The 17,884-nt window shown below is 71.3% G+C and carries 17 protein-coding genes; 10 read left to right on the top strand and 7 right to left on the bottom strand.

Features of this window, described 5'->3' with window-relative positions:
• Nucleotides 1–4 precede the first annotated feature (4 nt).
• The gene (locus tag BKA14_RS38830) at nucleotides 5–1,396 is read left to right on the top strand and encodes a glucose-6-phosphate dehydrogenase (RefSeq protein ID WP_184955705.1); all 1,392 of its coding nucleotides are present in this window, start codon (nucleotides 5–7) and stop codon (nucleotides 1,394–1,396) included.
• Here BKA14_RS38830 and BKA14_RS38835 read toward each other — a convergent pair.
• From BKA14_RS38835 to cbiE, 4 genes are read right to left on the bottom strand one after another with little or no spacing between them, the layout of a single operon-like run.
• Nucleotides 1,390–1,995, bottom strand: a complete 606-nt coding sequence (locus tag BKA14_RS38835; RefSeq protein ID WP_184955706.1) for a VOC family protein — start codon at nucleotides 1,993–1,995, stop codon at nucleotides 1,390–1,392. The genes BKA14_RS38830 and BKA14_RS38835 overlap by 7 nt on opposite strands.
• A 53-nt stretch (nucleotides 1,996–2,048) precedes the next feature.
• Nucleotides 2,049–2,771 (bottom strand): cobalt-precorrin-6A reductase, encoded by a 723-nt coding sequence (locus tag BKA14_RS38840; protein ID WP_184955707.1) that lies wholly within the window; start codon nucleotides 2,769–2,771, stop codon nucleotides 2,049–2,051.
• Nucleotides 2,764–3,549 (bottom strand): precorrin-4 C(11)-methyltransferase, encoded by a 786-nt coding sequence (gene cobM / locus BKA14_RS38845; protein WP_239092691.1) that lies wholly within the window; start codon nucleotides 3,547–3,549, stop codon nucleotides 2,764–2,766. Before cobM ends, BKA14_RS38840 begins: the two co-directional genes overlap by 8 nt.
• A complete protein-coding gene (gene cbiE / locus BKA14_RS38850; RefSeq protein ID WP_184955708.1) occupies nucleotides 3,504–4,697 on the bottom strand; it encodes a precorrin-6y C5,15-methyltransferase (decarboxylating) subunit CbiE in 1,194 nt (397 codons plus the stop codon). The genes cobM and cbiE overlap by 46 nt, the downstream gene beginning before the upstream one ends.
• A 164-nt stretch (nucleotides 4,698–4,861) precedes the next feature.
• Between cbiE and BKA14_RS38855 the strand changes: the two genes are divergently transcribed.
• The 6 genes from BKA14_RS38855 (at nucleotide 4,862) to BKA14_RS38880 (ending at nucleotide 11,808) form a co-directional block, all read left to right on the top strand.
• Complete coding sequence (locus BKA14_RS38855; protein ID WP_239092690.1) at nucleotides 4,862–6,520, top strand: ferredoxin reductase family protein; 1,659 nt, start codon at nucleotides 4,862–4,864, stop codon at nucleotides 6,518–6,520.
• 16 nt (nucleotides 6,521–6,536) lie between these two features.
• Entirely contained in the window at nucleotides 6,537–7,061 is a 525-nt protein-coding gene (locus BKA14_RS38860) for an FMN-binding protein (protein WP_184955709.1), read from the top strand.
• 32 nt (nucleotides 7,062–7,093) lie between these two features.
• On the top strand, nucleotides 7,094–7,807 hold the full coding sequence (locus BKA14_RS38865; RefSeq protein ID WP_184955710.1) for an FAD:protein FMN transferase: 714 nt from the start codon (nucleotides 7,094–7,096) through the stop codon (nucleotides 7,805–7,807).
• Between the two features lie 221 nt (nucleotides 7,808–8,028).
• A complete protein-coding gene (locus BKA14_RS38870; RefSeq protein WP_184955711.1) occupies nucleotides 8,029–9,261 on the top strand; it encodes an alpha/beta hydrolase in 1,233 nt (410 codons plus the stop codon).
• A gap of 185 nt (nucleotides 9,262–9,446) precedes the next feature.
• A complete protein-coding gene (locus tag BKA14_RS38875; protein WP_203722203.1) occupies nucleotides 9,447–10,727 on the top strand; it encodes an alpha/beta hydrolase in 1,281 nt (426 codons plus the stop codon).
• 76 nt (nucleotides 10,728–10,803) lie between these two features.
• A complete protein-coding gene (locus tag BKA14_RS38880; RefSeq protein WP_184955712.1) occupies nucleotides 10,804–11,808 on the top strand; it encodes a zinc-dependent alcohol dehydrogenase family protein in 1,005 nt (334 codons plus the stop codon).
• A gap of 8 nt (nucleotides 11,809–11,816) precedes the next feature.
• Here BKA14_RS38880 and BKA14_RS38885 read toward each other — a convergent pair whose 3' ends face one another.
• The 3 genes from BKA14_RS38885 to BKA14_RS38895 form a co-directional block, all read right to left on the bottom strand.
• A complete protein-coding gene (locus BKA14_RS38885; protein ID WP_184955713.1) occupies nucleotides 11,817–12,764 on the bottom strand; it encodes a GlxA family transcriptional regulator in 948 nt (315 codons plus the stop codon).
• Nucleotides 12,765–12,838: 74 nt separating this feature from the next.
• A complete protein-coding gene (locus BKA14_RS38890; RefSeq protein WP_184955714.1) occupies nucleotides 12,839–13,876 on the bottom strand; it encodes a hypothetical protein in 1,038 nt (345 codons plus the stop codon).
• A 596-nt stretch (nucleotides 13,877–14,472) separates the two neighbouring features.
• Complete coding sequence (locus BKA14_RS38895) at nucleotides 14,473–15,129, bottom strand: TetR/AcrR family transcriptional regulator (protein WP_184955715.1); 657 nt, start codon at nucleotides 15,127–15,129, stop codon at nucleotides 14,473–14,475.
• A gap of 58 nt (nucleotides 15,130–15,187) precedes the next feature.
• Between BKA14_RS38895 and BKA14_RS38900 the strand changes: the two genes are divergently transcribed.
• Genes BKA14_RS38900 through BKA14_RS38910 form a run of 3 tightly spaced genes read left to right on the top strand, consistent with a single transcriptional unit; the run spans nucleotide 15,188 to nucleotide 17,823 of the window.
• Nucleotides 15,188–16,018 carry an SDR family NAD(P)-dependent oxidoreductase gene (locus BKA14_RS38900; RefSeq protein WP_184955716.1) on the top strand — a complete coding sequence of 277 codons (831 nt, stop codon included), beginning with the start codon at nucleotides 15,188–15,190 and terminating at the stop codon, nucleotides 16,016–16,018.
• 24 nt (nucleotides 16,019–16,042) lie between these two features.
• Complete coding sequence (locus BKA14_RS45395; protein ID WP_184955717.1) at nucleotides 16,043–17,086, top strand: ArsR/SmtB family transcription factor; 1,044 nt, start codon at nucleotides 16,043–16,045, stop codon at nucleotides 17,084–17,086.
• A 56-nt stretch (nucleotides 17,087–17,142) separates the two neighbouring features.
• Nucleotides 17,143–17,823, top strand: coding sequence for an O-methyltransferase (locus BKA14_RS38910; protein WP_184955718.1), 681 nt, complete (start codon nucleotides 17,143–17,145; stop codon nucleotides 17,821–17,823).
• Nucleotides 17,824–17,884 lie beyond the last annotated feature (61 nt).

A 17,884-nucleotide genomic window follows, 5' to 3' on the forward strand; every position in this document is an offset into this window, starting at 1 on the left:
GGTCATGGCGAAGACTCCTGGTCCGACCGTGTTCGTGCTCTTCGGGGCGACCGGTGACCTGGCCCGGCGGATGGTGCTGCCGGCCTTCTACACGCTCGCGATCGAGGGGCTGCTCCCGCCGGACTGGGTGCTGATCGGCAACGGCCGTGGTGACGTCAGCCATGAGGACTTCCGTGGTCGCGTACGGGAAGCTCTGGAGGAATTCGGGCCCGCGCCGTCGAAGGGGCCGTGGAAGGAGTTCTCGTCGCGGCTGCACTTCGCGGGCGGCGGGTTCGACACGGACAACCCGGGCAGCCTGCTCGACGTGATCGATTCCTCGCTGGGGCGTTCCTCGCAGCTCGTGCACTATCTGGCGATCCCGCCGGTCGCGTTCGAGGAGACGACGAAGGCGCTGGGGGAGCACGGGCTGGCGGCCGGGTCGCGTGTGGTCTTCGAAAAGCCGTTCGGCACGTCACCGTCGTCGTTCCGCTCGCTCAACCGGCTCGTGCACCGGGTGCTGGACGAGGAGCAGGTGTATCGGATCGACCACTTCCTGGGCAAGGAAGCGACGCAGAACCTGCACGTGGCCCGGTTCGCCAACGAGGCGTTCGCCGCACTGTGGAACCGCGAGCACATCGAGAGCGTGCAGATCGACGTGCCCGAGACGCTGGGTATCGAGCAGCGGGCCGGGTTCTACGACGCCACCGGCGCGGTGCTCGACATGCTCGTCACGCACCTCTTCCAGGTGGCGGCCGAGGTCGCGATGGAGCCGCCGGCCAGCCTCGAGTCGGCCGACCTGCAGGCCGCGCGCGAGCGGGTGATCCGGGCGTTCCGGCCGCTCGACCCGGCCGAGGTGGTGCTCGGGCAGCACGCCGGCTACAAGCAGATCAAGGGGGTCGAACGGGGGTCGGCCACCGACACGTACGTGGCGGCCAAACTGTGGATCGACAACCCGCGCTGGCGCGGCGTGCCGTTCCTGCTGCGTACGGGAAAACGCATGGCCGGCAGCCGGCAGGTGGTGAGCCTGGTGCTGCGCACCCCCGACCGGCCCCTGAGCGGGCTGCCGCCGCAGGCCAACGTGCTCACCTTCGACCTCGCGGGCAACGGCACGATCGACCAGTCCCTGCTGGTCAAGCGGCCCGGCGTGGCCCTCGACGTGGAACCCGGCTCGGTGCGGCTGCCGCTGGGCGACCTGCCCGACGGTGAGCCGCTGCCGCCGTACGCCCGCCTCATCCACGACGTGCTGCAGGGCGACCGGGCCCTGTTCACCCGGCCCGACGGGCTCAGCGCGACCTGGAAGACGGTCGGGCCGCTGCTGGAGAACCGGCCCAAGCCCGCCTCGTACGCGCAGGGCTCGTGGGGGCCGGCCGCCGCCCGCAAACTGGCCGCGCCGCACCGGTGGCTGCTCGGTCAGTGAATCCTGAAGGGGATCCCGTCGGGATCGGCGGGCTCACCGTCGACGAGCGTCGCGCCCAGGGTGAGCAGGTGGTCGAGGTTGCCGTCGATCTCGAACAGCATGCGCTCGTCGTCGGTGCGCGGCGCCACCGGCGGGCCGCCGAAACCGATCTTCGGGCCGCCCGCGGGTGACTGGATCGCGGTCTCCTCGTTCTGGTCCCAGACCAGCGGCCAGCCCAGGGCGGCGCTCCAGAAGAGGCCCGTCGCCCGTGAACCGTCGCAGGCCAGCTCGCCGAGGAAGCCGGTGCCGGCCAGGTATTTGTTGCCCGCCTCGATCACGCAGAACTCGTTGCCCTCGGGATCGGCCAGCACGATGTGACCCTCCTCCGGCTTCTGCCCGACATCGAGATGCCGGCCGCCCAGCTCGAGGGCGCGGGCGACGGTGCGCCGCTGATGCTCCTCGGATTCGCTCGTGAGGTGCAGGTGGACCCGGTTGAGCCCGGTCTTGGGCCGGTCGGTGGGGAAGAAGCGGATCGGGATGCTCTCCTCCCCATCGGTGAGCGTGGACCAGAACCGTTCGAGCCGCGGTGGCTCCTGGGCGGCGAAGAGAAGCGCAAGCACCCCCGCTTTCTACGGCGGCGTCCCCGGGTTCGCACCCCATTTTCCGATGGTGGTCAGGTCCGCCGGATCAGCTCGGCCGCCGCCGCGACGGTCGCCGCCTCGTTAGCCGTCGCCGGGGTGGCCGGCCGGTTCACCACGACGACCGGGATGCCGCGTTCCCGGGCCGCCGTCAGCTTGGCGTCCGGGCCGCCGCTGTCCTTGGTGACCAGCACGTCGATCTCGTGTGCGGCCAGCAGCCGCCGTTCGCCGTCCAGCGTGTACGGCCCGCGGTCCAGCAGCACTTCGAGGCGCGCGGGGCGGGGCGGTGCCGGCGGTTCGACCGAGCGCGCCAGGAACCAGGCGTCCACGTCGGCGAAAGCGGCGATCCCCTGCCGCCCGGTCGTCAGGAACACCCGGCGGCCGAGCCGGGGGAGGAGGGCGGCGGCTTCTTCGAGATCCCGTACGCGGTGCCACACGTCCGCGTCCTGCGCGGTCCATCCGGGCCGTCGCAGCACGATCAGCGGCACGCCCGTCAGCGCCGCCGCGGCTGCCGCGTTGTGGCTGATCCCGGCGGCGAACGGGTGGGTCGCGTCGACGAGCACGTCGATGCGTTCCGTGCGCAGGTAGGCGACCAGCCCGTCGACGCCGCCGAAGCCGCCGATGCGTACCTCACCCACCGGCAGCCGGGGAGCTGAGGTGCGCCCGGCCAGCGAGCTGATCACGGTCAGGCCGGGCAGGGCGGCGGCCAGGGCCCGGGCCTCGCTGGTGCCGCCGAGGATGAGCACACGGTCAGTCACGGCAGCGGGCGGCCGAGTACAGATGGCTGTCCGGGAACTGGGCCGCGGTCAGAGCGGGCCCGACCACGATGACTGCCGTCCGGCGGATCCCGGCCGCGGTGACCTGGTCCGCGATGTCCCCGAGGGTGCCGCGCAGCACGACCTCGTCGGGGCGGCTGGCCCGGGCCACCACGGCCACCGGGCAGTCGGGGCCGTAGGCGGGGATCAGCTCGGCGGTCACGGCGTCGATCCGCTGCACGGCCAGGTGCAGCACCATCGTCGAGCCGCTGGCTGAGAGCGTGGTCAGGTCCTCGCCGGCGGGCATGGCGGTGGCGCGTTCGGCGGTCCGGGTCAAGATCACGGTCTGGGCCACCCCGGGCACCGTGAACTCGCGGGCCAGCGCGGCGGCCGCGGCGGCGAAGGCCGGGACCCCGGGGGTGACGTCGTACGGGATGCCGGCCTCGTCGAGGCGGCGCATCTGTTCAGCCACGGCGCTGAACACCGACGGGTCGCCCGAGTGCAGGCGGGCCACGTCCTGCCCGGCCGCGTGGGCGGAGGCCAGCTCGGCGATGATCTCGTCGAGCGTGAGCGGCCACGTGTCCACCTTGCGGCAATCCGGCGGGCACGATTCCAGCAGTTCGGCCGGCACGAGGCTGCCCGCGTAGAGGCAGACCGGCGACGACGAGATCAACCGCTGTCCCCGTACGGTGATCAGGTCGGCGGCGCCCGGCCCGGCGCCGATGAAGTGGACCGTCATGGCGTCACCGACCAGATCGTCACCGGCATCAATGGTCTCCATCCCGTGAAGCCGCCCACCGGCGAGCCCCGGCTCACCGACAGGCGGGTCAGTTCGCCGCCGAGCTTCGCGTACGCCGTGGCCAGCGCGGCCTCGGACTCCAGCGTCACCGCGTTGGCCACCAGCCGGCCTCCGGGGCGCAGTGCGGCCAGGCACGCGTCGAGCACACCGGGGCGGGTCAGGCCCCCGCCGATGAACACGACGTCGGGCGTGTCCAGGCCGTCCAGGGCGGCGGGCGCCTGGCCGGTCACCACGCGCAGTCCGGGGACACCGAGAGCCGAGGCATTGGCCCGGATGGTGACGGCGCGAGCAGCGGACGACTCGACGGCGACGGCCCGGCACGTGGGGTGGCTGCGCATCCACTCGATCCCGATGGACCCCGACCCCGCGCCCACGTCCCACAGCAGCGCGCCCGGCGCCGGCGCCAGCACGGCCAGCGTCACGGCCCGCACCTCACGCTTGGTGAGCTGTCCGTCCGTCTCGTACGAGGAATCGGCCAGCCCCGGCACGAGCGACGTCGCCGGCCCGTCCCCGCAGTCGATCGCGACCACGTTCAGCGGATCGCCCGGCGGCTGCGCCCACGACCCCGCAGCCCCGGTCACGACCTCCTCCGCGGGCCCGCCCAGCTGCGACAACACGGTGATCGCGGCGGCACCGTAGCCGGCCTCGGCGACCAGCGCCGCCACCTGGGCCGGGGTCGTGGCGTCACGCGAGAGCACGAGGATGCGCCGCCCCGGGTTGAGGGCCCGCCGTACGGTCGCGGGGTCCGCCGTGACCAGGCTGAGCACTTCGGTCGTGGCGAGCGGCCAGCCGAGCCGGGCGGCGGCCAGCGCGGCCGACGAGGGATGCGGGAGCACTCTGAGGCGGGGGGTCAGCCGCGCGAGCGTCGCCCCGATGCCGTGGAACATCGGATCGCCGCTGGCCAGCACGGTGACGTCGCCCCGGAGCAGGTCGCCCAGGCCCGGGAGCAGTGGCGACGGCAGCAGAACCCGGCGCGCGGTCACCGAGGGCGGCAGAAGCGACAATTGCCGCGAGCTGCCGATGATCACCGACGCCGCGGTGAGCACGTCCCGGGACGTACGGGGGAGGTCGTCCCAGCCTCCGGCGCCGATGCCGACCACCGTGACCAGGCCGGTGTTATCGGCATGCACATGGCGAACCTATCGCGCGGGGCAGTCGCGAGAATTTCCGCGTCCGGTTGAGCGAAGCCGAGGCCAGGTGCGTACAACACCCCGACGGCTTGCCGAGACCGGGTCGTCACGTCAGCCGCAGGGGGTGGCCGACGCCGAAGACGACCGCTGAACGGGTGAGGACCATGGCGCAGGGACCGCCGACGTTCCAGACTCACGATCAGCGCCGCCAGGCCGACGAGGACGCGCAGTTCTTCGCCGATCTGCGCGCCGCGCCCGACGACGAGGAGGCGTGGCCCGCTCAGCGACGCTCCGATCCGTGGGGCCAGCAGGAGGACGACCGCGGCGCGTCCAGCGGCTGGGGTGTGCGCGAGGTCGACGAGGGCCGCGACCCCTGGCCCGACGACCCTTACCGCGAGGACCCTTACCGGCGCAGCGACCTGGTGGTCGAGTCGAACACCGACCCGACCGGCTGGAAGGCGTCCGGCCCGGCCCAGCCGCCGATTCCCGACGACCGCCCGCCGGCCGAGGCCATCTCGGGCAACCGCCTGCTCACGGTCCTGCTGTTCTTCGCGGGCCTGGCCACCAGCGTCTCGCTCTGGCTGTTCGAGACCGAGGCGGGCGCGGTCAGCGACACCGCCAGCCTGATGCTCGCGGCCGGGCGCATCACCGGCCTGATCGGCGGCTACATCCTCTTCATCCAGCTGATCATGATGAGCCGGGTCAGCTGGCTCGAGGAGTGGGTGGGCGCCCGCGACCTGCTGCGTTGGCACCGCTGGCTGGGCACCTCGCTGTGCGTCTTCGTGCTGGCCCACGCCGTCTTCATCATCTACGGCTACGCGCTCACCGCCGAGACCGGCGTGGTCGAGCAGGGCATCACGATCATCACGACGCTGCCCGAGATGCTCAGCGCCACCGCGGCCACGATCATCCTGGTGGTCATCAGCCTGATCTCGATGCGGGCGGCCAAGACCCGCCTGCCGTACGAGTTGTGGCACCTGATCCACCTGACCGGCTATCTGGTGCTGGTCCTCGGCTACGGTCACCAGGTCGCCACGGGCGCCAACCTGAGCGGCCCGTTCGCCACGGTCTTCTGGCCGGCGCTGACCGCGCTGGTGATCTCGGCGCTGGTCTGGGGCCGCCTGGTCGAGCCGCTCTGGCTCAACCTGCGGCACAAGTTCGAGGTGGCCGAGGTGGTCTCCGAGGGCGGCAACACGTTCTCGATCTACATCGACGGCAAGAACCTGCAGAAGCTGCCCGCCCAGGCCGGCCAGTTCATGCGCTGGCGGTTCCTGACCCGCAACGGCTGGTGGCAGTCGCACCCGTTCTCGCTCTCGGCCGCGCCCAATTCGCAGTGGCTGCGCCTGACCGTGACCGCGGTCGGCGGCCACACCCGCAAGCTGGCCGACATGAAGGCGGGCACGCCGATCTGGGCCGAGGGTCCGTTCGGCACGTTCACCGCCCAGCGCCGCACCCGCCGCCGGGCCCTGCTGATCGCCGGGGGCAGCGGCATCGCGCCGATCCGCGCCCTGCTGGAGGACATGCCGCCGGACACCATCGTGATCTACCGGGCCAGCCGCCCCGACGAGCTGGTGTTCCGCGGTGAGCTGGAGGAGCTGGCCGAGCAGCGGGACGCCTGGGTGCGCTACATCGTGGGCGGCCGCAACGATCCCGGTCCGCGCCGCCTGTTCACGCCGGAGGGCCTGCTCGGCCTGGTGCCCGACGTGAGCCGCCGCGACGTCTACCTGTGCGGCCCGCCCGGGCTGGTCGAGGCCGCGGTGGGCACCCTGCGCGATCTGGACGTTCCGGACAGCCAGCTGCACCTCGACCCGTTCGAGTTCTGACAAGGAGATTGCCCCCATGCGACGTAGTACCGCAGCCGCCGTCGGCACCCTGACCGGCGCCGCCCTGATCATCGGGGTGCGACTGAGCGTGACGCCGCCCGAGGCCCCGGTCGCCCAGGCGCCGGTCTCCAACCTGGAGAACAGCACGTCGGCCCCGTCCAAGAAGCCGGCCGCCAAGCCCACCACCAAGCCGGCCGGCAACGGCGGCGGGGAGAAAGGCGCGGCGAAGGAGGAAGAAGCGGCCGAGAAGCCCAAGAGCGGCCTCAAGGACGGCGTCTTCAAGGGCAACGCGGCCGCCAACCCGTACGGGAAGATCCAGGTCACCATCAAGGTCGAAGGGGGCGAGATCACCGGCGCCGACGCGACCTACCCGACCGCCAACGACAGCGGCACGATCAACCCGCCCGCGATCGACGCCCTCAAGCAGTCGACGCTGCAGGCCAAGAGCGCCGGCGACGTCCAGGCCGTCTCCGGGGCCACCTACACCAGCGAGTCCTACGTCAAGTCCCTGCAGGCAGCGCTGGACGCCGCAAAGGCGTAAGGTCACGCTCTGTGCGCCATGTCGAACATGTGATGGGAACGACGGTCAGCATCGAGCTGGCCGATGAGCGGCCGGATCTCATCGCCGCCGTGTGCGCGTGGCTGCACGAGGTCGATGCGCGGTTCAGCACGTACAAGGCGGACAGTGAGGTGTCCCGCTTCGGCCGCGGCGAGCTGCGCCTGGAGGACAGCTCGGCCGACCTGCGGCAGGTGCTGGAGGCGTGCGCCGACCTGTGGCGCGATACGGACGGTTACTTCGACGCGTACGCATCGGGGTCGCTCGACCCGTCCGGCTACGTCAAAGGCTGGTCGGTCGAGGTGGCGTCGCAGCGGCTGGCCGCGGCGGGCTCGCACGACCACTACATCAACGCGGGCGGCGACATCCGCATGCGCGGCCGGCACCCCGAGGGCGGCCCGTGGCGCGTCGGCATCCGGCACCCGTGGGAGGCCGACAAGGTCAGCTGGGTGCTGGCCCTGAACGACGGCGCGGTGGCCACCTCCGGCACGTACGAGCGAGGCGACCACGTGATCAACCCGCGGACGGGTCAGCCGGCGAAAGGCCTGCGCTCGGTCACGGTGGTCGGCCCGGACCTGTCGATCGCCGACGCCTACGCCACGGCGGCGCTCGCCATGGGTGAGGCCGGCATCGCCTGGCTGGCCAAGCGCGCCGCCGACGGCTACGACTCGGCAGTCGTGACCGACGACGGCCGCGCCTTCAGCTCGGCCAACCTGCCCGCCGCGGTCTGACGACCGACCGCAGCGCCCACTGCGCAAGCCGCGAAACCGGGTCCAGCAGTTCCTCGCCGGCCGGCACTTCGATCGCCGTTTCCACGCCGCCTACGGCATGCCGTCCGGCGAATGGGTCAGCCGCCACCTGCAGAACCGGCCCGCCGGTACAGCCAGCTGTACCAGCGAAAGTAGCGTCACCGGGATCGATCTTGATGAACGTGGTGCATAGCGTTTGAGCCATGACAGCGAAGACGAATTTCCGAAGGCTGACGGTCGGTCTGACCGCCGCCGCTGTGCTCGCCGGCGGGGCCGGAGTCGCTTACGCGGACGTCAGGAACGACGCCGGAAACGGTGAGGTGCGGTCCGCGGCCACGGCGCCGTCATCGGGCTGGCACGGCATCACCCGCGAACATGTCCGGATCGACTTCGGCCGGGGCTGGGTCACCGACGCCGAACTGACGTACCCCAGCCACGTACGGGGGCGTCTGCCGTTGGTGGTGTTCCTGCACGGCAGCGGGCACAACGACATGAACCAGACGCTGCCGGAGGGTAAGGGTGCCACCTTCGTCCCGCTCGCGCAGGCCGCGAGCCGGGAAGGGTACGCGACACTGCGGTTCAACAAGCGCGGCGTGACCGGCATCGGACCGGTGGAGAGCACCGACCCCGCCCAGCTGAACCCCAAGAACCCGTACGACCTCATCCAGCGCGACGCCGCCGCGGCCATCCGCTTCGGAGCCGGCTCGGCGCGGATCGACCCGTCGAGGATCGTCCTGCTCGGACACAGCGAAGGCACCAACGTGGCCGCCAACCTCGCCGCCGACCCGAAGAAATACGGCATCCCCAAGCCGGCCGGTGTGGTCGCGATGGGTGTCGTCGGCGAGGACATCAAGACCCTGCTGACGCTGCAACTGTACGGGCGGTTGCTGCTGCAGCTGCACGACGAGTTCGACGTAGACGGCGACGGCCGGCTCACCGCCCGCGAAGCGACCGACGGCCTGGTCGGCCAGCCCGCGGAGGTGGCCGAGCAGCTCCGGTCGGTGCTGCTCGACGGCACCAAGCTCAAGGCGAGCACCGACACCGACCACGACGGCCGGATCGCGATCGACGCCGAAGCCGGCGCGGTGCTGCGCAAGGCCAGCGGCATCGACAACTACCCGGACACGCCGGGCCTGGAAGGGTTGAAGGACTACGTCACCGACATCGCCCGCTTCCCGACGGTCACCGAGGCCCTGCCCCAGTTCAGCGGCCCGACCCTGCTCCTCAACGGCGAGAACGACCTGCAGACCCCGGCCCGGGTCGCCCTGGCCGCCGACGCCGCCGTGGCCGCAGCCGGCCACCAGGACCACCGGGCGATCATCTACCCGGGCATGGCCCACACCATGAACATCACCCCGAAGTTCCGCCCGGAGTTCGGCGACCCCGACCAGCAGGTCGTCACCGACATCCGCACCTGGCTCCGCGCCCACCGCTGACCCGTATCACCCCGGAGACGGCCGCCCACCGGGCGGCCGTCTCTCGTCCGGCCTCCGGGCCCCCGGGGGTTTTCCTCCGGGCGGGGAGGGGGTGACAGCCGCCTTCTGCGCGGGGTGCGGCGCTTCTAGCGTCAGTCCATGAAGGACCGCCGCCGGCAGGTCCTCGCTCCGGGAGAGGGTCGATCATGGTGTTGAGCCGCCGTACGTTTCTGTCTGCCTCGTTGCTGGCCGGGGGTGTCGCGATCGTGCCCGCGCCCGCGTCGTACGCCGCCCCTCGGGCTCGATTGACGTTGCCCGCGCCGACCGGCCGCTTTCCGGTCGGCACGGTCGACCTGCACCTGGTCGACCATGATCGGGCCAATCCGTGGGCGCCCGCTCCGGCCCGGCGCGAACTGATGGTCAGCCTCTGGTATCCGGCCGCCGGTGTGGCCCGGTTCCCGCGGGCGCCGCACATGCGGCCCGGAGCCGCGGCCCATTTCGGCAGTGCCAGCGGTGCCGGTTCCACTCTGTACGGCGTTCCGGCCGGCGCGGTCGATTTCGCCGCGACCCGGACCAGTGGTCACGTGGGCGCCCCGGTGGCGCGGCACCGGCGGCCCTTCCCGGTGGTGTTGTATTCGGCCGGGGCCGGCGACCCGCGGACCTGGGGCACCGCGGCGGTGCAGGATCTGGCCAGCCGGGGCTACGTGGTGGTGACCGTCGACCACACCTACGACGCGTCCGAGGTGCAGTTCCCGGACGGCCGGGTCGTCACGGGCGTGCTGAATCAGCTGTTCCAAGAGGCGCAGCAGCCCGACGACTTCCAGCGGCTGGCGAGCCTGATCTTCGACACGCGCGTGGCCGACACCCGTTTCGTGCTCGACCAGCTGGTCGCGGTCAACTGCGGCTCTCATCCCGGCGCCAGAGGGCTCACCGGCGCCTTGGATCTGTCCCGTACGGGCATGGTCGGCGTGTCCGCGGGTGGGCTCACCGCCCTGCGGGTGATGGACGAGGACCCGCGCGTCAAGGTTGCCGTCGACATGGGCGGCAGCATCGAGTCGCCGATCGTCCCGGACGTCCTCCAGTTGTGGCCGGTGGCCCGGCACGGTCTCGCCCGGCCGTTCATGCTCGTGGGGGACCCCGGCACCGACCACCACCGGACACCGTCCTGGCGGATGTTGTGGGAGAACAGCACGGGGTGGCGGGTCGACCTGCATCTGACCGGGGCGAGCGGCGAGGACTCGTACAAGGACGCCGTGCCGCTGGTGCCGCAGATCGCGCGGCAACTCGGCCTGCCCGCGAGCTACGTCAGCAAGATCATCGGCAGCATCGACCCGGTGCGGGCGACCGATACCCAGCGCAGGCTGGTTGCCGCCTTCTTCGACAAGTGGCTGCGCGGCCGGGGCGGTCACGAGCTGGACGGCCCGTCGCCCCGTTTTCCCGACGTCACCTTCGTGGGTGTCGGCGCCGCGAGCCCGCATCCCCGATGATCACGTGTCACTATCCTCGCGGATATTGGCAATGCTGCCACTGGAGGGTGCGGATCGTGCGCGCCACGCTGGGACAATGACTGAACCGATGAAGGCTGTCGTGCTCGCCCGTTTCGGCGGGACCGACGCTTTCGAGCTCCGCGACGTCCCCGTACCGCACGTCGGACCCCGCCAGGTGCGGGTGCGCGTCCACGCGACCGCCCTCAACCCGCTCGACTACCAGATCCGGCGCGGCGACTACACGGCTCATGTGCCGCTTCCGGCGATCATCGGGCACGACATCTCCGGCGTGGTCGAGGCAACCGGAACCGACGTGACCGAGTTCCGCGCCGGCGACGCGGTGTACTACACGCCCCGGATCTTCGGTGGCCCCGGCTCGTACGCCGAGCAGCACGTCGCCGACGTGGAGCTGGTCGGCCGTAAGCCCGGGAACCTCAGTCACCTGGAGGCGGCGAGCCTGACCCTCGCCGGCGGAACGGTGTGGGAGTCCCTGGTGACGCGGGCGCAGCTCACAGTGGGGGAGACGATCCTCGTCCACGGCGGCGCGGGCGGTGTCGGCACCATCGCGATCCAGGTCGCGAAGGCGATGGGCGCACGAGTGATCACCACCGCGAAAGCCGGCGACCATGAGTTCGTACGGTCCCTCGGCGCCGACACGGCGATCGACTACGCGACGGACTACGTCGAAGCTGTGGCCGAGGCGACGCGAGGCCGCGGAGTCGACGTCGTCTTCGACACGATCGGCGGCGACACGCTCACCCGGAGCCCGCTGACGCTCGCCGACGCCGGACGCGTCGTCAGCATCGTCGACATCGCGCGGCCGCAGAACCTCATCGACGCGTGGGACAAGAACGCCGCCTACCACTTCGTCTTCACCCGCCAGAACCGGGGAAAGCTGGACGCGCTCACCACGCTGGTCGAGCGTGGACTCGTCAAGCCGGTCATCGGCGCGACGCTGCCGCTGGCTCGCATGGGTGAGGCGCACGAGCTTCTGGAGAACCGGCGGTCGTACGCGATGCACGGCAAGGTCGCGATCGATGTGGCCGGCGACACTGTGGACCTGCCCCCGCGTCTCCCGTAATCGGCTGTTCAGCCCCGCCCGGCGAAGGTGGCGCGGTACTCCGAAGGCGACACATCCAGGAGCCGCCGGAAATGCAGCCGGAGGTTGGCCGCGGTGCCCAGGCCGACCTGCGCCGCGATGCCGTCGACCGACAGTTTCGTGCTCTCCAGGAGCTCGCGGGCGGTGTCGACCCGCGCCCGGTGGATCCACTGCAGCGGGGTGCTGCCGGTCTCCTCGGTGAACCGGCGCATGAAGGTGCGAGGCGACATCCGCGCGTGAGCGGCGAGCCCGGCCACGGTGAGCTGCTGGTCGAGCCGCTTCAAGGCCCATTCGCGGGTCGCCGCGAGGGTTTCGCCCCGGGTGGCCGAGGTGGTCTTCGGCAGATATTGGGCCTGACCTCCGGCCCGGTAGGGCGCGGTGACGAGTCCACGGGCGATCTCGTTGGCCGCGCCCACGCCGAGGTCGCGCCGGACGATGTGCAGACACAGGTCGAGCCCGGCAGCGGCCCCGGCCGAGGTGAGGATGTCCCCCTCGTCGACGAAGAGCACGTTCGGTTCGACCGTGACCTGCGGGTGTCGCTCCGCCAGCTTCTCGGCCGCGTCCCAGTGGGTCGTCGCCCGCAGGCCGTCGAGCAGGCCCGCCTCCGCGACAGCGAACGCGCCGTAACAGATCGACGCGATGCGCGCCCCACGAGAGGCGGCCTTCCGGAGCGCTTCGCCCACCCCCACGGGGATCGGCCGCCCCGCCGGCGCGTATCCCGGCACGACGATCGTGTCCGCGTCGGCCAGCGCCTCCAGGCCCCGGGAGACCGTGTAGCCGAAGTCGCCGTGCGCCGGCACCGTCCCGGCGGTGACCCCGCAGGTCGACACCTCGTAAGGGAAGCCCGACTCCGGATGGAACACCTCCGCCGGGATCCCGACGTCGAGCGGCAGCGCCCCGTCGAGCACGAGCACCACCACCTGATGCGGTCGCTGCATCCCGGCCCCGATCCCGCCGGCACGCGCCGGCCGCGTGTCAGGATACTCGCGGGTGTTATCTATTACCGTCGGCTTCAGTCCCGGACCAGGGTCGCGATGCGTTCCATGGCCGCGGCGGCGCCGTCCCGGTCACGACGGCCGAGACCGCAACTCGTCGACACGTCGACCGGCGCGCCGACCGCCTCCTCGAGATGGCCGCGGATCTGCAACTGGGTGTGCAAATCCTGGCGTTCGTGCGCGTACCCGGCGATCAGCCGGGCGCCCCGCAACCGCAGATCCCGCAGGGGCCGGTAGAACGCCGGATCCACCACGGGCGGGTCCGCCGCGGCGGCCAGCGGAACATGTACGTACTGCAACGGTCGCGAGCCCGGCCAGCGCTGGGTGAGCGCATTGGCCAAGTGGACCAGCGGCCCGGCATCGGTCATCCGCCCGAGGGCTCGATGATGAAGATCCCCCAGGCACAGGTGTACGCCGAAACGGGCACCGGCCGGAGCGCCGAGCGCGAGCGCCGAGACCCGGGCGGCCAGGAAACCGGCCAGCGCCCTGCGCGCCGGCTTCGGCGCCCGGGCGGTCAGCACCAGCTCCGCCGGGATCTCCACCTGGAACAGCACGTCGTCGCCGGTCAGCGCGGACACCTCGTGCATGGCGGCCGACAACGCCTCGGCGAACGGCTTCTCGTACCGCAGCACGCCGGCCGGCCCGAACGTGAACAGCGCCAGATCCAGCGCGCCGGGAATGCCGACCTGGAAACGCGGGAACGGCTCGCCGGTCGCTTCCCGCGCGGCCCGATAGGCCGGCAGCGCGTCCTTGGCCGCGGCCGCGATACCCAAGTCCAGCATCGCGCCGTAGAGTCGCTCGCCGCGCCGCACCCGGTAGCGCGGCACCGTGTCGTACCCGGAGAGATCCCCGTCCCGGACTGTCTCCAGCGCGGGGTGACGGCGGAACCCGTCGAGCAGGTTCATGATCCACTGACCGCGCTCCCCGGTCTCGCCGTCCGGCAGACAGTCCAGGTGCGGCCCCAGGTGATCGAGTGCGAACCGCATCGCGTCGGCCGCATCGGTCGCGGGCAGACTGCCTATCAGGTGAGCGCGGCGAACGGGATGCAAAGCCATACCCCCAGCTTGTACACGGGCGGACGAGAACCGCATCGGCAATGAACACCTAGCTTGACCGGCCGGTCAGAAGGTGTCGATCCGGGTGAGCGTCGCGACCTCGCCGCCGGCGGTGGCCACCGCCACCAGGCCGCCCTCCTGCCCGGTCAGCCCTCTGGTGAGAGTGCGCGGCCGGTTCCCGTACGACGGAAGGCCGCACCCGCCCCGTGTGCTGTGCCGCCTCGGCCGCCTCCCGCAGCTCCGGCCGCTGGCTGAGCGCCCCTCCGGTCTCCGCCTCCAGCAGCAGGTCGAGCAACTCATGGCGGTCGGCCGTCACGTCGAGCGCCCGCCCATGCCGCCCTCACCGAGACGACCGAGCAGCTCGTCATTCCCGAGCCGGCGCGGATCGTTCGGCATCATCGGATGAGTCACACGCGGGAGGGCAGCGGCTGGCCCTCCCGCCCCGGGGTCCCGTGCTCGCTTGTGGACCGTCGGCCCGCCGCGTCATGGAACACGTGGTGGAACCCGACGACCGATCCCCGGCGGCGGCCACTCGTCCGGGCCCGGCAGATCCTCCGGGGGCAGCTCCACCGACGGCTGACCACCGCCCGCGGGACCTAGCGGGCCAGGCGTTCCAGAAGTTCGCCGAGCAGGGTGTGCTCGCCGGGGGTGAGGCCGGCCGGGTCGTTGTCGACCAGCGCGCGCAACGTCAGGGCGGCGCCGGCCCGGGTCGTGGGGGTGTCGGCGGAGGGGGTGTGCAGGACTCCGGCCAGCGCGGCCTCGCGGACGCGTTCGGACAGCTCGAAGTCCGGCTCCGGCTGACTGATCAGGGTGAGCGTGACGCCGATGTTCGCGGCGAACAGTTGTTCGGCCGCGTCGCCCGCCGGCACCTTGAGCAGGCCCTGGGTGGCTGCGGCGGTGAACCGCTCACGCAACGCGGCGTGCGCGGGAGCGGTGACGGCGCAGGGCTTTCCCCGCTCGGCCCGGCCGTACAGCAGCCCGTAGAACGACGGGTGCTCCAGCCCGAACCGCACGTGCCTGTCCCAGCCTTCGCGTAGGTCGTGCAGCGGGTCGTCGGAGCTTTCGACCGCCGTGTACTGGGTGAAGCCGTGGTTCGCCACGGCGTCGATCAGGCCCTGCTTGCTGCCGAAGTGGTGGTACAGCGTCGGGGCCTGCACCCCGGCGCGTTCGCACACCGCCCGCGTGGAGACGGTGGCGCCACTTTCCAGCAACTCCGCCGCGGCCAGCAAAAGACGGTCTCGTGCGTTCTGCATGCTTGCTACAGTACACGCTATAGCGCTACATTGCGCTCTATAGCGAAAGGAGAAGTCCATGAGGACTTGGTTCATCACCGGTGCGACGCCCGGAGGGTTCGGACTGGTCTACGCCGAGGCGGCGCTGCGCGCCGGTGATCAGGTCGCGGTAACCGCGCGTAGGCCTGCTGAGCTGCGGGAATGGGCTGAGACGTACGGCGACCGGGTGCTGGTTCTCCAGCTCGACGTCACCGATGCCGAGCAAGTCCGTACGGCGGTCAAGACGGCCGAGGAACGGTTCGGCGGGATCGACGTGCTCGTCAACAACGCGGGCCGGGGCTGGTTCGGCTCGGTCGAGGGATCCCCCGACGAGACGATCCGCCGCACGTTCGACCTCAACCTGTTCGCCGTGGTCGACGTCGTACGCGCGGTCCTGCCCGGTATGCGGGCCCGCGGCGACGGCTGGATCGTCAACATGTCATCGGTGGCCGGCCTCGTCGGCGCCCAAGGCTTCGGCTACTACGCGGCGGCGAAGTTCGCGCTCGAAGGACTGTCGGAGACACTGCGCCAGGAAGTCGAGCCGTTCGGTGTCCGCGTGCTCCTCGTGGAGCCGGGAGCGTTCCGCACCCAGGCCTACGCCGGCTTCCAGAACGAGCCCGTCAACGAGACCGTCGACGCGTACGTGCCGATGGTCGAAAGCGTCAAGGCGGCGTTCGTGGGCCAGAACGGCAAGCAGGCCGGCGACCCCGAACGCGGAGTGCGGGCCGTCATCGACGCGATGAACGCACCCGTTCCACCGCAACGCATCGTGCTCGGCAACTCCGGCTACGACGTCGTCGCCGCGATGCACGAGAACGCCCTCACGGAGATGCGCGCGTACGAGAAGCTTTCGCGCAGCGCCGACTTCTGAGACACCGGGCCGTACGTTGGTGCCGTGATTCGTATCGAGTTGGACCGTTCGGCCACGGCGTCGTTGAGAATCGGAGTCAGCCAGTTCTCCGAGCTCATCGGTGCGGTCGAGCTGCTGGGCCGGTCTCGCTCAGCAGTGCCGTGGCCGTACTCGCAATGGGCGCGCCACGCGGGTGCCGTGCTGGATTCGATCGCGGCCGACTCGCCGCTCCACGTCTATGGCCGGCTCCTCGCTGTCCGCGCCCGGCAACGGACGCCGGACGTGTTCCACCCGATGGCGGACTCCCCGGCGCCCAGCATCGAGGAGGAACTCGAGGTGCTGTGCGCCACGCCCCGGTCGACGATCGACGCGCAGTTCGCCGAACACTTCCCGGCCGGGGCGCCGGATTGGCTGGCCGGCTATCAACAGGACCCGGCTCGCTCCTTCACGACGCTGGCCGAAAGCCTGTACGAGTTCTGGCTACGGGCGCTGCGGCCGTACTGGTCACGCATGCGCTCGGCGCTCGACGAGGAAATCCTTCGACGCGGCCGGGTCATCGCGACGGTCGGGCCGGAAGCGGTCCTCAGCGACCTGCGCGGCGGGTCACGGTGGGAACGGCCGGTGCTGAGCCTGCCCAAGGCGAAAGAGTCCAGGCTGGCGGCCGAAGGCCGTCGGCTGCTGCTGGTGCCGATGCTGTTCGCCGATCAGCGGGTCGGCTGCTCGACCGATGACGCCGCGGTCCTGCGACTGACATACCAGTGTCGTGGCGCGGCGGCGCTCGCGTCAGAACCGGGCCGCCGAGCCGTACGGGGACCGGATCGGATGGGCGCTTTGATCGGTTCCCGCCGTGCGCTGATCCTGCGGGCGTTGACGACCCCGGCGACGACGTCGGGGCTCGCCTCGGGGCTCGGGCTGCCCGCCAGCACGGTGTCGGAGCAGTTGACAGCGCTGCACAGCGCCGGTGTCGTCCGCAAGGTCCGGGCCGGCCGCCAGGTGTTCTACGCCCTCGAACCGTCCGGGCAGGCCTTGCTGGAGGTGTTCGAGCAGCCGAGCCTCGATTCGGCCACGGCGAATCGTTTCCCTGCTTGAGCCCCGCGCGCCTAGCGTCGCTCCGACAGCAGACGCATGACGAGAGGCCGTACGCCGTGACCACAGCGGACCAGCAGACCTGGACATCCGTAGACAAGTATTTCGACACTGCTCTGATCGGCCCCGACCCCGTGATCGCCGAGGTCGAGCGGGCCGGCGAGAAGGCCGGACTGCCCGCGATCAGCGTGTCCAAGGCCCAAGGCAAACTCCTGTACCTGCTGATCCGCGGGGCCCGGGCCCAGCGGATCCTGGAAGTCGGCACTCTCGGCGGCCACAGCGCCGTCTGGATGGCCCGGGCGATCCAACCTCCCGGACGCATCGTCACCTTCGAGCTGGATCCCCGGCACGCCGAAGTCGCCCGGGCCGCCGTCGATCAGGCCGGCGTCGGAGACCTCGTGGACATCCGGGTCGGGCCGGCCGCCGAGGGCCTGGCTGCGCTCGCCGACGAGCAGCCGGAACCGTTCGACTTCGTCTTCATCGACGCGGACAAGGCGTCCAACGCGACCTACCTGGACTACGCGGTTCGGCTCGGCCGCCCGGGAACGGTCATCGTGGTCGACAACGTCGTCCGCGACGGCCGTGTTCTGGAGGGCGCCGATGAGGGATCGGAAGGGGTACGCCGGCTCGTCGACATGCTCGCCGACCGCACCGACGTCGAGGCGGTCGCCGTCCAGACAGTCGGCGAAAGGGGCTACGACGGTTTCCTCCTCGCCGTCGTCAGCGACAGCGTCGCCTGACATCACCGCTCAGCGGTCAAGGCGGCTGCACAGTGCATGAGTAGCCGTCAGACCGCCGGGC

Origin of the sequence: Paractinoplanes abujensis, from assembly GCF_014204895.1 — a bacterium.
Classification (GTDB): Bacteria; Actinomycetota; Actinomycetes; order Mycobacteriales; family Micromonosporaceae; genus Actinoplanes; species Actinoplanes abujensis.